Genomic DNA, 14,819 nt, shown 5'->3' on the forward strand with positions numbered 1-14,819 from the left:
CACCCTGGGCCGCACCGACGTGGTGTTCGGCAGCACCGTGTCCGGTCGCACGCCCGATCTGCCCGGTGTGGACGGCACGCTCGGCCTGCTGATCAACACGGTGCCGGTGCGGGTGCGGCTGGACCCGGCCGAGCCGGTCGCCGCGCTGCTCGACCGGCTGCAGGCCGAGCAGGCCGAGCTGCTGGCGCACCAGCATCTCGGGCTCGCCGACATCGCCCGGGCGGCCGGCACCGGGGACCTGTTCGACACCCTGCTGGTGTTCGAGAGCTACCCGGTCGACGACGACGCGCTGGCCGCCGCCGAGCGGGCGGCCGGGTTCCGGGTGTCCGCGGCCCGCGGCCGCGACGCCACCCACTACCCGCTGAACCTGCTGGTGCTCCCGGCCGGCCGCGGCGGGGACCGGCTGGCGCTGACCCTGCGGCACCGGGCCGAGCTGGTGGACGCCGGCACGGCCGCCGCCGTGCTGGACCGGACCGTCCGGGCGCTGCACGAGCTGGCGGCGCGGCCGTCGGCCCGGGTGGGCGGGCTGGACCTGCTCGATCCGGCCGAGCGGGCGCTGCTGCGCGCCGGCGGCGGACCGTCCGGTGCGCCGGAGCCCGCGCACACCGGCCCGCACGACCTGGTGGCGCTGGTCCGGGCGAGCGTCGCGCGGACGCCGTCGGCGATCGCCGTCGCCGACCGGGACACCCGGCTGGACTACGCCACGCTGGACGCGGCGTCGGCCCGGCTGGCCGGGCGGCTCGCCGCCCGCGGCGCCGGCCCGGAACGGTTCGTCGGGGTGGCGCTCGGGCGCAGCACCGACCTGCTGGTCGCGTTGCTGGCGGTGCTCCGCACCGGTGCGGCGTACCTGCCGCTGGACCCGGACTACCCGGCCGACCGGCTGCGGTTCCTGCTCGACGACGCCGATCCGGTGCTGGTGGTCGGGACGGCCGCGAGCCTGGCCGGGCTGCCGACGGCGGGCCGGGAGGTCGTCGTCCTCGATCGGGAGCCTGGGACCGTGACCGGGGCGGGCCGAGTGCCGGACGGCCCGGCCGATCCGGACGCGGCCGCCTACGTGATCTACACGTCCGGTTCGACCGGGCGCCCGAAGGGCGTCGTCGTGTCGCACCGCTCCGCGGCGAACCTGGCGGCCTGGGCGGCCGCCGAGTTCGGTCCGCGCCGGATGCTGGCGAGCACCTCGCTGAACTTCGACGTGTCGGTGTTCGAGCTGTTCGGGCCGCTGGCCGCCGGCGGCACCGTGCTGCTCACCGGGAACGCGCTCGATCTCGCCGTGCCCGGCGCGCCGCCGGCCGGCGCGGACGGCGCGATCCTGTCCACCGTGCCCGCGGTGCTCGCCGGGCTGCTCGGCGGGCCCGGCGTGGTCGCCGAACCGGCGTCGGTGGTGCTGGCGGGGGAGGCGTTCCCCGGCCCGCTGCTCGACGCCGTCCGGGCCCGCTTCGGGCCGGGCGTCGAGGTCCGCAACGCCTACGGCCCGACCGAGGCCACCGTGTACGCGACCGTCTGGCGGGACGACGGCGGCCCGGCCCGGGCGGCCGGGCTGCCGATCGGCCGCCCGCTGCCCGGCCTGCGCGCGCTGGTGCTCGACGCCGCGCTCACCCCGGTCCCGGTGGGCACCGCGGGCGAGCTGTACCTGGGTGGGGTCGGCGTCGCGCGCGGCTACCTGAACCGGCCCGGGCTGACCGCGTCCCGGTTCGTCGCCGATCCGGCCGGGTCCCCGGGCGGGCGGCTGTACCGCACCGGTGACGTGGTGCGCTGGCGCGCCGACGGCGAGCTGGAGTACCTGGGCCGCTCCGACGACCAGGTGAAGGTGCGCGGGTTCCGGATCGAGCCCGGCGAGGTGGAGGCGGCGCTGTCCACCCATCCGTCGGTGGGGACGGCGGCGGTGGTCGCGTCCACCGGTCCGGCCGGTGCCCGGCTGCTCGGCTACGTCGTGCCCGCGGCCGGCGGCCCGGCCCCGGATCCGGCGGAGCTGCGCGAGCACGTCGCGGCGCGGCTGCCCGCGCACCTGGTGCCGTCCGCGGTGCTGGTGCTCGACGAGCTGCCCCGCAACGCCAACGGCAAGCTCGACCGGTCCGCGCTGCCCGCCCCTGGTGAGCAGAGCAGAGCGACCCCGGAACAGGCCCCGGCGCCGGAGCCCGCGGCGCAGCCCCGCGGTGACACTGCGGCGCAGCCGCACGACGACACGGCGGCGGTGCTCGCCGGGATCGTCGCCGCCGTGCTCGGGCTCGACGAGGTCGCCCCGCACGACGACTTCTTCACCCTCGGCGGCGACAGCATCGTCGCGATCGGGCTGGTCGCCCGGGCCCGCGCCGCCGGGCTGCGGATCACCCCGCGGCAGGTGTTCACCGAGCGGACCGCGGCCGCGCTGGCCGCGGTCGCCGAACCGGAGGGCGCGGTGGCGCCGGCCGAGCCGGGCACCGGGCCGGTGCCGCTCACCCCGATCATGCGGGACCTGCTGGAACGGCCCGGCCCGATCGGCCGCTACGCGCAGGCCCGGCTGCTGCGCGCCCCGGCCGGCCTGGACGAGCGGCTGCTCGCGGCGGCGGTGACGGCGCTGGTCGCGCGGCACGACATGCTGCGCGCCCGGCTCACCGGTGACGGGCTGGTCGTCGGCCCGCCGGAGCGCGGCCTGCCGCCGGGCACGGTGTCCCGGGTGGACGTGTCCGGCTGGTCCGATGCGGACTGGCGGGACGGCTGGACCGGCCTGGTCGGTCCGGTGCTCGACGAGCTGGACCCGCGGGCCGGGCGGATGCTGCGGGCGGTCTGGTTCGACCGCGGCCCCGGCCGGGAGGGCCGGGTGTTCCTGGCCGTGCACCACCTGGCGGTGGACGGGGTGTCCTGGCGGGTGCTGGTGCCCGACCTGGCCGACGCGGTCGCCGCACTCGCCCGGGGCGCGACGCCCGCCCCGGAGCCGGTGCCGACCCCGTTCCGGCAGTGGGCCCGCGCCCTGGTCGCCGAGGCCGGGGCGGGCCGCAGGCTGGCCGAGCTGGCGTACTGGCGCGACGTCGTCGCCCGGCCCGGGCTGCGGCTGGCCCGCCGGGACCTGGATCCGGCCGTCGACCTGGCCGGTGCGGAGCGGTTGCAGCGCACCCGGATCCCGGCCGAGGTGACCGGGCCGCTGCTGACCGCGCTGCCGGCGCTCTATCACGCGGGCGCCGGGGACGTGCTGCTCGCCGGGCTGGCGCTGGCCGTCGCCGGGGCCCGCAAGGACGAGCCGGGCAGCACCGACGGCCTGGTCGTCGACCTGGAGGGGCACGGCCGGGAGGAGCAGCTGGTGCCGGGCGCGGACCTGTCGCGCACCGTCGGCTGGTTCACCACGCTGTTCCCGGTCCGGCTGGACCTGGCCGGGATCGACGTCGCCGACGCGCTGGCCGGCGGCCCGTCCGCCGGTGCCGCGGTGAAGCACGTCAAGGAGGTGCTGCGCACGGCACCCGACGGCGGGATCGGCTTCGGCCTGCTCCGCCACCTCAATCCAGCCACCGCGCCGGAGCTGCGCGACCGCGCGCCGGACCTGCTGTGGAACTACCTGGGCCGGTTCACCGCCGGTGAGGACGGCGGCGCCTGGAGCGGCGCACCGGAGGCCGGTGCGCTGGGCGGCGGCGTCGATCCGGCGATGGCGGCCGATCACGCGCTGCGGGTGACCGCGGTCGCGCAGGACACCCCGGCCGGCCCGGAGCTGGCCGTGGTGTGGGCCTGGCAGCCGGGCGCCGTCGACGAGGGCGAGATCGCCGACCTGTCCCGGGCGTTCGCCGACGCGCTGGCGGCGCTCGCCGCGCACGCCGCCGATCCGGCGGCGGGCGGGCACACCCCGTCCGACCTCACCGCCGGTGGGCTGTCGCAGGCGGAGCTGGACGAGTTCGAAGCAGAGTTCGGTTCGGGATCGGAGGACTGGTGATGGCGGCGCCGACGCGTGCGACCGGGCAGCGGCAGGGCCGGGGCGGCCTGTCCGACGTGCTGCCGCTGTCCCCGCTGCAGGAGGGGCTGCTGTTCCTGGCGTCCTACGACGACCGCGCCGCGGACGTCTACACCGTGCAGATCGAGCTGACCGTGCGCGGCGCGTTCGAGCCGGCCCGGCTGCGGGCCGCGCTGGCGGCCGTGCTGGACCGGCACCCGAACCTGCGGGTGTGCCTGCGTCCGCGGCGCAGCGGGGAGTACGTGCAGCTGGTGCCGGAGCGGGCCGAGGTGCCGTGGACCGAGCACGACCTGCGCGACCGGCCCGATCCGGGCGCCGAGTGGGCGCTGCTGTGCGCGCGCGACCGCGGCATCCGCTTCGACCTGTCCCGGCCGCCGCTGCTGCGGGCGGCGCTCGCCCGCACCGCCGCCGACGAGCACCGCTTCCTGCTGACCGTGCACCATCTGCTGCTCGACGGCTGGTCGGTGCCGCTGCTCGGCCGCGAGCTGTTCGAGCACTACGCGGGCCGCACCCCGCCGCCGGTCCGGCCCTATCGCGACTACCTGCGCTGGGTCACCGCACAGGACACCGGCGCCGCCGCCGCGAGCTGGCGCGCCGCGCTGTCCGGTGTGGACGAGCCGACGCTGCTCGCCCCGGGCGCGCCGCCGGCCGCCGGGGACCCGGCCACCCTGCCGGTCCCGCTGCCACCCGGCCTGGCCGACGGCGTCGCCGGGCTCGCCCGGTCCTGCGGGGTCACCGTGAACACCGTCGTGCAGGCGGCGTGGGCGCTGGTGCTGGCCCGCACCCTGGGCCGCGACGACGTCGTGTTCGGCACCACCGTCTCCGGCCGGGTGCCGGAGGTGACCGGCATCGAGTCGATGCTGGGCCTGTTCATCAACACGCTGCCGGTCCGGGTGGCGCTGCGCCCGGGGGAGCCGGTCGCCGGCTGGCTGTCCCGGATCCAGGCCGAGCAGGCCGCCGTGATGGACCACCAGTACCTCGGCCTGGCCCGGATCCAGCGGGAGACCGGCCTGGGCGAGCTGTTCGACTCGCTGGTCGTCGTGGAGAGCTACCCCGTCGATGCCGAGGCGCTGGCCGGCGCGGAGTCCGCGGCCGGGCTGCAGGTCACCGGCGGGCAGATCCGGGACGCCACCCACTACCCGGTGACGGTGCTGGCCGAGCAGGACCCGGACCTCACCCTGGTGCTGCGGTACCGGCCCGACGTCGTCGGCGACGGGCCCGCCCGCACGCTGGCCGATCGCGCGGTCGCCGCGCTGTCGGCGCTGGTCGCGGACCCGCAGGCGCCGGTCGGCCGGATCGGCCTCGACACCCCCGCCGACCGCGAGCGCAGCGCCGCCGCGCTGGCCCCGCCACCCGGGGCGACCGCCCCGGACCGGGCCCCGTCGACGATCCCGCAGGCCCGGGCCGCGCTGCTCGCCGCGCACGGCGCCGCGGTCGCGCAGCGGACCGCCGTCGTCGACGGCGACCGCCGGTTCACCCACGCCGAGCTGGACCGCTGGGCCGCCCGGATCGCCGCCCCGCTGCTCGCCCGCGGCGCCGGGCCGGAGACCCGGATCGGGCTGTACCTGCCGCGCTCGGCGGAGCTGGTCGCGGCCGTGCTCGGCGTGCTGCGCAGCGGCGCCGCCTACGTGCCGCTGGACCCGAACCATCCGGCCGAGCGGACCGCCGCGATCCTCGCCGACACCGCCCCGCTGCTCGTGCTGGCCGCCCCGGGCACCGATCCGGCCCGGTTCGCCGGGACCCCGGTCGTCACCCTGCCCGGGACCGCAGACCCGGCCGACCCGGCCGACCCGGACGGGCCGGACGGGCCCGGTGCGCCGGAGGTCCCCGAGGTGCCGGCCGGGCTGCACCCCGAGCACGCCGCCTACGTCATCCACACCTCCGGTTCCACCGGCCGTCCGAAGGGCGTGGTGGTCGGGCACGGCAACGTCACCCGGCTGCTCGACGCGACCGGCGGCTGGTTCGGCTTCGGCCCGGACGACGTGTGGACCCTGTTCCACTCCTACGCCTTCGACTTCTCGGTGTGGGAGCTGTTCGGCCCGCTGCTCACCGGCGGCACCGTGGTGGTCGTCGATCACGACACCGCCCGCTCCCCGGAGGAGCTGCACGCGCTGCTGCGCCGGGAACGGGTCACCGTGCTCAACCAGACGCCGTCGGCGTTCGCCGGGCTGGACGCCGCCGACGCCGCGAGCCCGGCCGGGCTGCCCGATCTGCGCACCGTCGTCTTCGGCGGGGAGGCGCTCGAACCGCGCACCCTGGCCGGCTGGTTCGGCAGGCACCCGGACCGGCCGCAGCTGGTGAACATGTACGGGATCACCGAGACCACCGTGCACGTCACCTACCGGCCGCTGGACCCGGCGTCCGCCGCGGCCGGCGGCAGCCCGATCGGCGGGCCCGTCCCGGACCTGCACCTGGAGCTGCTCGACGGCGGCCTGGCGCCGGTGCTGCCCGGCGCGACCGGGGAGCTGTACGTCGGCGGCGCCGGGGTCGCCCGCGGCTACCTGGGCCGGCCCGGGCTGACCGCTTCCCGGTTCGTCGCCGCGCCCGGTGGCGCGCGCCGCTACCGCAGCGGCGACCTCGGGCGGATCCGCCCGGACGGCGTCGTCGAGCACCTCGGCCGGGCCGACGACCAGGTGAAGGTGCGCGGGTTCCGGATCGAGCCGGGCGAGGTCGAGGTCGCGCTGGCCGGGCACCCGGACGTCGGGCGGGCCGCAGTCGTCGCCCGCGACGACGGCTCCGGCGCCCGGCTGGTCGGCTACCTGGTGCCGGCCGGCCCGGCACCGGTGGACCCGGCCGCGGTCCGGTCGCACGCCGCCGCGCTGCTGCCCGAGCACATGGTGCCCGCGGTGCTGGTCGTGCTCGACGAGATCCCGCTGACCGGCAACGGCAAGATCGACCGGCGGGCGCTGCCCGATCCGGCGCCGGTGGCCGGATCCGGGCGGGCGCCCGCGACCCCGGTCGAGGCGGTGCTGGCCGACCTGGTCGGCGGGGTGCTCGGGACGGGCACGGTCGGCGCCGACGACGACTTCTTCTCCCTCGGCGGGGACAGCATCAGCTCGATCGCGCTGGTCACCCGGGCCCGCGCGGCCGGGCTGACGCTGCGCCCGCGGGACGTGTTCGAGCACCGCACGGTCGCGGCGCTGGCCCGCGCCGCGCTCGCCGCCCCCGCCGGGGACGCGGCGCCCGCGCTGCGCGTCGCCGGCACCGGCCGGGTGCCGCTGCTGCCGGTCGCGCACGACCTGCTCACCGCGGGCGGCCCGGTCCGCGCGACCAGCCAGGCGCGGCTGCTGCGCGCCCCGGCCGACCTGCGCACCGCCGACCTGGTCGCTGGGGTTCAGGCGCTGCTGGACACGCACGACCTGCTGCGCGCCCGGCTCGTCCCGGGGCCCGATCCGGTGCTGGACGTGCCCGAACCCGGCGGCACCGGCCCGGCCGGCACCGTCGATGCTGCGATGCTGGTCGAGACGGTGCCCGCGGCACCCGGCGATCCGGCGGCCCGCGAGCACGGGCTCGGCGTCCCGGCCCGGCTCGATCCGGAGCGCGGGATCATGCTGCGCGTCGTGCACTACCCGGCCGGCCCCGGCGTCGAGGGCCGGGTCCTGCTGGTCGTGCACCACCTGGCGGTCGACGGGGTGTCCTGGCGGATCCTCGTCGCCGACCTGGCCGCGGCGGTGGCGGCCGCCGCGGCCGGGTACCGGCCGTCCCCCGATCCGGTCGGCACCCCGTTCCGGGCCTGGGCGATCGCCGCCCGTGCCGCCGCCGACGGGCTGGACGGCGAGCTCGGCCACTGGCGGTCGGTGACCGACGGCGTGCGGCCCGGGCCGCTGCCCGATCCGCAGCGGGACACCGTCGCCACTGCCCGCACCGTGCGCCGCACCGTCCCGGCCGATCGGACCGCGGCGCTGCTGCAGGTCGCGACCCGGTTCCGGGCCGGACCGGCGGAGCTGCTGCTCGCCGGGGTCGCGACCGCGCTGGACCGGACCGACGGCCGGGCGGTGCGCACCGCCGACGTCGAGGGGCACGGCCGCGAGGAGGACCTGGTCCCCGGCGCCGACCTGACCCGCACCGTCGGCTGGTTCACCTCGGTCCGTCCGGTCCGGCTGGAGCCGCAGCCGGACCAGGTCGCCCGGCTCACGGCGGTCAAGGAGGCGCTGCGCGCCGCACCGCGCGGAGGCATCGGGCACGGACTGCTCGTCGCGGCCGGGCGGCTGCCCGCGCACCGCAGCGAGGTGCTGGTCAACTACCTGGGCCGGTTCGACGCCGACGGTCCCGCCGGGGCCCCCTGGACCGGCGCCCCGGAGGCCGCGGCGCTCGGCGGATCGGCCGATCCGGGCCGTCCGGTGTCGCACGCGCTGGTCGTCAACGCGGTGCTCGACGGCGGCGAGCTCGTCCTGGATCTCACCGCCCCGGCCGCGCTGCGGCCCGGCGACGAGCTGGACCGGCTCGCCGACGCCGTCGTCGCCGGGATCGACGCCGGCTACCCGGCGGACGCCGGCGGGCGCACCCCGTCCGACCTGCTCGCCACCGGCCTCACCCAGGCCGAGGTGGACGCGCTCGAACGCGACCGCCCCGGCTTCGTCGACGCCTGGCCGCTGACCCCGCTGCAGCAGGGCATGGCCTTCCACAGCGCGGCGATCGGCGACGGCCCGGACGTCTACACCGTCCAGTGGAGCTACGACCTCACCGGCGACCCGGGCCGGCTGCGGGCCGCCGCGGACGCGCTGCTGACCCGGCACGAGAACCTGCGGGTCGCGCTGCACCCGTCGGCCACCGGTGGCTTCGTGCAGGTCGTCGCCGCGCCGGGGCTCACCGCCCCGTGGTCGGAGGTCGATCTCGCCGGTGCCGCCGACCCGGACGCCGCCGCCGACGCGCTGGCCGCCGCCGACCGGACGCGCCCGTTCGATCCCGGCACCGCCCCGCTGCTGCGGTTCACCCTGGTCCGGTTCGGACCGGACCGGCACCGGCTGCTGTTCACCAGCCACCATCTGCTGCTCGACGGCTGGTCCACCCCGCTGCTGGTCCGTGAGCTGCTGCAGCTCGCCGGCGGCGGCGACGCCGGACCGGCCCCGGTGGCCTACCGGGAGCACCTGCGGCTGCTCGCCGCGCGGGACACCGCGGCCGCCGAGCGGGCCTGGGCGGCCGCGCTCGCCGATCTCGACGGGCCGACCCTGCTCGGCCCGCCCGGCGGGGCGCCGGAGCCGGTGCTGCCGGACCGCGTCGCTCTGCCGGTGGACGCGCAGCGGACCGCGGCGCTGGTCGCGCTCGGCCGCCGGACCGGGGTCACCGTGAACACCCTGGTGCAGGTGGCGTGGGGGCTGGCGCTGGCCCGCGGCCTGGGCCGCGACGACGTCGTGTTCGGCGCGGTGGTGTCCGGGCGCCCGGCCGACCTGCCCGGCGCCGAGGAGATGATCGGGCTGTTCGTGGAGACGGTCCCGGTGCGGGTCCGGCTGCGCCCCGGCGAGACCCTGGCCGCGCTGGCCCGGCGGGTGCAGGACGAGCAGGCCGCGCTGCTGGAGCACCAGCATCTCGGGCTCGCCGCGATCGGCCGGGCCGCCGGCAGCCGGGAGCTGTTCGACACGCTCACCGTCTTCGAGAGCTACCCGGTGGACACCGAGGCGCTGGCCAGGGCGCAGTCCGACGCCGGGCTGACGGTGTCCGCGGTGCACGGCCGGGACGCCACCGAACATCCGGTGACCGTCACCGCCGCGCTGCAGGACGGCCGGTTGCTGCTGTCCCTGGAGCACCGGCCCGACGTGGTCGGTCCGGCCGCCGCGCGGGAGTGGGGCGACCGGCTGCTCGGCGCGCTGGCCGCGCTCACCGCCGATCCGCAGGCCCCGGTCGGGACCGTCGACCTGCTCGGCGCCGACCGGGACCGGATCGTCGCCGCCGGTCGCGGGCCGGATCCGGCGCCGGTGCCGGAACGGCTGCTCGGGGACCTGCTGCCCGGGCTCGCCGCGACCGCACCGGACCGGACGGCGCTGGTCACCGACGACGGCGCGCTCGGCACCGCGGAGCTCGCGGCGCGGGTGCACCGGCTGGCCCGGCTGCTCGCCAGCGGCCCGGAACGGACCGTCGCGGTGCTGCTGGCCCGCACCGCCGACGCCGTGATCGCCCCGCTGGCCTGCTGGGCGGCCGGCGCGGTCTACCTGCCGGTCGATCCGGCGCTGCCCGACGAGCGGCTGCGGCTGCTGCTCGACGAGTCCGACGCCGCGCTCGTCGTCACCACCGCCGACCTCGCGCACCGGATCCCGGCGGCGGTGCCCGCGCTGGTCCTGGACACACCGCAGGTGCGCGCCCTGCTCGCCGCGGCCGATCCGGCACCGCTCACCGACGCCGACCGCAGCGCGCCGCTGCACCCCGGCCACGCCGCGTACCTGATCTTCACCTCGGGTTCGACCGGCCGGCCGAAGGGCGTGCTGGTCGAGCACGCGTCGGTGCTCGGGCTGCTCGCCGCGCACCGCGCGGGCCTGCACGCCGGGCGCGGACGGCTGCGCGTGCTGCACGGCGCCGCGTTCTCCTTCGACGCCGCGATCGATCCGCTGCTGTGGCTGCTCGACGGCCACGAGCTGCACCTGCGCGACGTGCTCGGCGACCCGGACGCGGTGGTCACCACCGTCCGCCGGGACCGGATCGACCACGTCGACCTGCCGCCGTCGTTCCTGCGGGCGGCACTGGACGCCGGCCTGCTCACCGGGGCGCACCGGCCGTCGCTGGTCGTGACCGGCGGCGAGGCGGTACCACCGGCGCTCTGGGACGATCTCGCCGCCGCGGGCACCGACGCGGTGAACGTCTACGGCCCCACCGAGGCCACCGTGGACGCCGTCACCGCCCCGGTCGGTCCGGGCGGGCCGGTGATCGGCACCCCGCTGGCCGGGACCGTCGCCGAGGTGCGCGGCCCCGGGCTGGAGCTGCTCGGCGACGGCGTCACCGGCGAGCTGTACCTGGGCGGGCCCGGGGTGGCCCGCGGCTACCGGGGCGACCCGGCGCGCACCGCGGAACGCTTCGTCGCCGCACCCGGCGGCGCCCGCCGCTACCGGACCGGGGACCTGGTGCGCCGCCGCGCCGACGGCGCGCTGGAGTTCGCCGGCCGCGCCGACGAGCAGGTGAAGATCCGCGGCTTCCGGATCGAGCCGGCCGAGGTCGCCGCGGCACTGGCGGCACATCCGGACGTCGCGGAGGCCGCCGTCGTCGCCCGGGAGGACGTCCCGGGCGTGCGCCGGCTGGTCGGCTACCTCACCGCGGCACCCGATCGCGTCCCGGACCCGGCGGCCGTGCGCGAGGCGGTCCGCGCCACGCTGCCCGACCACCTGGTCCCGGCCGCGCTGGTGCTGCTCGACGCGCTGCCGCTGACCCGGCACGGGAAGCTCGACCGGGCCGCGCTGCCCGAACCGGAGATCACCGGCAGCTCCGGCCGGGCCGCCGGGCAGGGCCCGGAGGCGGTGCTCGCCGGGCTGTTCGCCGAGCTGCTCGGCGTCGACCGGGTCGGCGCCGACGACGACTTCTTCGCACTCGGCGGGGACAGCATCGTCTCGCTCGGCCTGGTCGGCCGGGCCCGCGCGGCCGGCCTGGTGCTGTCCCCGCGCGACGTGTTCACCCGGCGCACCCCGGCCGAGCTGGCCCGGGCCGCCGCGGCGCACGCCGCCGACGCCCCGGCGCCGCGCCCGGCCGTCGATCCGGTCGGTCCGGTGCCGAACACCCCGATGCTCGCCGAGCTGCTCGCCGGGGACGCCGCGACCGCGCTCGCCCGGTACGCCCAGATCCGGGTGCTCGTCACCCCGGCCGGGCTGGATCCGGCCGTGCTACGCGAGGCGTTCGCCCGGCTGCTCGCCGTGCACCACGTGCTGCGCGCCCGGATCACCGGGACCGGCCCGGAGCGCGCGCTGCACATCGACCCGGCCCCCGGCACCTGCACCGGCGGTGTCCTGCGGATCGCCGCGCCCGGACCCACCGGCACCGCGGAGCTGCGGGCCGCCGCGACCGCCGAGCTGGACGCGCTCGACCCGTTCACCGGGCCACTGCTGCGCGCGGTGCACCTGCCCGGCACCGGCGGCACCGGGCGGCTGCTGATGGTCGCCCACCACAGCTGCATCGACGCGGTGTCCTGGCGGGTGATCGCCGCCGACCTGGCCGCCGCCGTCGCCGGTACCGAGCCCGATCCGGAGCCGGTGACCTGGCGGGAGTGGGCCCTGATGCAGTCCGGCGCGGTCCCGGCCGCCCGGGCCGGGCTGCCCGGCTGGCTGGCCGTGCTCGGCGGCGAGGACCCGCCGCTGGGGACCCGCCGGGTCGATCCGGCCACCGACACGCTCGCCTCGGTGCGCGAGCTGACCGTCACCGTCGACGCCGCGACGACCGCCGCGCTGCTGGACCGGCTGCCGCTGCTCTACCGGTGCGGCCCGGACGAGGTGCTGCTCGCCGCCGTCGCGATCGCGGTCCGCCGTTGGCGGCGCGACGAGCTCGGCGAGGAGCACACCTCGGTGCTGGTCGACCTGGAGGGGCACGGCCGGGACGCCGCCGGACTGGACCTGTCCCGCACGGTCGGCTGGTTCACCGCGCTGCGCCCGGTCCGGCTCGACACCGGCGATCTCGATCCGGCCGCGGTGGACGACGGCGGACCGGCCGCCGGCGCGCTGGTGAAGCAGGTGAAGGAGCAGCTGCGCACCGCCCCCGTCGACGGGTACGGGCTGCTCCGCCATCTCGATCCGGAGTCCGGCCCGGCGCTGGCCGGGCTGCCCGCACCGCAGCTGCTGGTCAACCACCTGGGCCGGCTCGACCCGCCCGGCGCCGCCGGCGCCGCCTGGTCCGGAGCGCCCGAGGCGTCCGCGCTCGGCGGGGCCGCGGACGCGGCGCTGCCGGCCCGGCACACCGTCACCGTGGACACCGCGGTCGGGCCGGACGGCGCGCTGCGGGCGAGCTGGGCGTACTGCGCGAGCGTGCTCACCGACGCCGAGGCCCGGTCGCTCGCCGACGCCTGGACCGGCGCGCTGCACGGGCTCGCCCGGCACGCCGACGCCGGTGACGCCGGTGGGCTCACCCCGTCCGACCTGCTCGTCCCCGGGCTCGACCAGGCCCAGATCGACCGTCTCGAGAACCTCTGGAGGGCTCCGTGAGCGCCACCCCGGCCGCACGCACCACCGGGCTGGCGGACATCCTGCCGCTGTCCCCGCTGCAGGAGGGACTGCTCGCCCTCGACGGGCTGGACGGCGACCGCGACGGCGTGGACGTCTACGTCGTGCAGCTGGCCGTCGATCTCGGCGGCGACGCCGATCCGGCGCTGCTGCGCCGCTCGCTGACCGCGCTGCTGGAACGGCACCCGAACCTGCGGGCCGGGTTCGTCACCGACGGGGTGGACCGGCCGGTACAGGTGGTGCCGCGCGCGGTGGAGCTGCCGTGGACCGAGCGGGACCTGGCCGCGGCCGCCGATCCGGAGGCCGAGTGGGCGGCGCTGCTGGCCGCCGACCGGGCGGAGCGCTTCGACCCGGCCCGGCCGCCGCTGCTGCGCTGCCTGCTGGCCCGGCTCGGGCCCGGCCGGTGGCGGCTGCTGGTCACCAACCACCATCTGCTGCTCGACGGCTGGTCCACCCCGCTGCTGGTCCGCGAGCTACTGGAGACCTACGCCGCGGGCGGCGACACCGGCGGGCTGCCCCCGGTCCGCCCGTACCGGGACCATCTCGCGTACCTGGCCGCGAAGGACGGCGTCGCCGCCGGCCGGGCCTGGGCCGCCGCGCTGGACGGGCTGCCCGGCCCGACCCTGCTCGGCCCGCCCGGCGCCGCCCGGGTGGGCAGGCCGGGCCCGCGGGTGCCGCTGGCGCTCGGCCCGGACCGGGTGGCGGCGCTGCGCCGCCGGGCCCGCGGGTCCGCGGTCACCCTCAACACCCTGCTGCAGTGCGCGTGGGGGCTGGTGCTGGCCGCCGAGCTGGGCCGGACCGACGTGGTGTTCGGCGCCGTGGTGTCCGGGCGCCCGGCCGACCTGCCCGGCGCCGCGTCGATGATCGGGCTGTTCGTCAACACGGTGCCGGTGCGGGTCCGGATCCGGGCGACCGACACCCTCGACGCGCTGCTGCGCCGGGTGCAGGACGAGCAGGCCGCGCTGCTGGAGCACCAGCACCTCGGCCTCGCCGAGATCGCCCGCTCGGCGGCGATGCCGGGCACCGACCTGTTCGACACGCTCACCGTCGTCGAGACCTACCCGGTGGACCTGGACGCGGTCCGGGCCGCGGAGGCCCGCGCCGGGCTCCGGGTGACCGGTGTGTCCGGTGTGGACGACACCAACTACCCGGTCACGCTCACCGCGGAGGGCACCGGGGACACGCTGTCGGTGTGGCTGGACCATCGCGCCGACGCCGTCACCCCGGAGCGGGCGGCCCGGCTCGCCGCCCGCACCGAGCGGGCGCTGGCGGCGATCGCGGAGCGGCCGGACACCCCGGTCGCCGCACTCGACCTGCGCGGGCCGGGGGAGCGCGGCGCGCTGCACGCCGAGCCGGTGCCCGTCCCGGCGCGCACCCTCGGCGAGCTGCTGGCCCGCCAGGCCGCCCGCACCCCGGACGCGACCGCGCTGAGCGGCCCGGCCGGCGGGCACGGCGACCGGCTGGACTTCGCCGGGCTGCTCGCCGCCGCCGACGTGCTCGCCGCCCGGCTGGCCGCCGCGGGCGCCGGCCCCGAGCGGGCGGTGCTGGTGGCGCTCCCGCGCACGGTGGACGCCGTCGTCGCCTGGTGCGCGGTGTGGCGGGCCGGTGCGGTGCTGGTCCCGGCCGATCCGGGGTTCCCGGCGGCCCGGCTGGCCGGGCTGCTGACCGCGGTCCGGCCGGTCGCGGTGCTGGCCGGGCCGGACGCGGCCGCGGTCGGCGAGGCGATCGGGCTGCTCGGGCGCGACGTCCCCCGGCCCGCCGTGCTCGACCCGGCGCCCGCC

General features: G+C 78.7%; 3 protein-coding genes (1 of these 3 only partly in view). All 3 read left to right on the top strand.

From position 1 onward, the window contains the following. Positions 1-3,895, top strand: the end of a protein-coding gene (locus ABD160_RS31540; protein ID WP_344029787.1) for an amino acid adenylation domain-containing protein. 16,559 nt of this gene lie to the left of the window's left edge; the window shows 3,895 of its 20,454 coding nt (coding positions 16,560-20,454); the start codon falls outside the window, past its left edge; the stop codon is at positions 3,893-3,895. Continuing rightward, positions 3,895-13,020, top strand: a complete 9,126-nt coding sequence (locus ABD160_RS31545; RefSeq protein WP_344029790.1) for an amino acid adenylation domain-containing protein — start codon at positions 3,895-3,897, stop codon at positions 13,018-13,020. Before ABD160_RS31540 ends, ABD160_RS31545 begins: the two co-directional genes overlap by 1 nt. Next, positions 13,017-14,819, top strand: a 1,803-nt coding sequence (locus tag ABD160_RS31550) for a condensation domain-containing protein (protein ID WP_344029793.1), incomplete at its 3' end; no start/stop codon positions are given. The genes ABD160_RS31545 and ABD160_RS31550, both read left to right, overlap by 4 nt.

This window comes from Pseudonocardia kongjuensis (assembly GCF_039526905.1).
GTDB lineage: Bacteria > Actinomycetota > Actinomycetes > Mycobacteriales > Pseudonocardiaceae > Pseudonocardia > Pseudonocardia kongjuensis.

Bases quoted from the DNA above. Each gene is read 5' to 3' on its own strand.
- ABD160_RS31545 (WP_344029790.1), top strand. From the start codon at position 3,895: ATGGCGGCGCCGACGCGTGCGACCGGGCAGCGGCAGGGCCGGGGCGGC.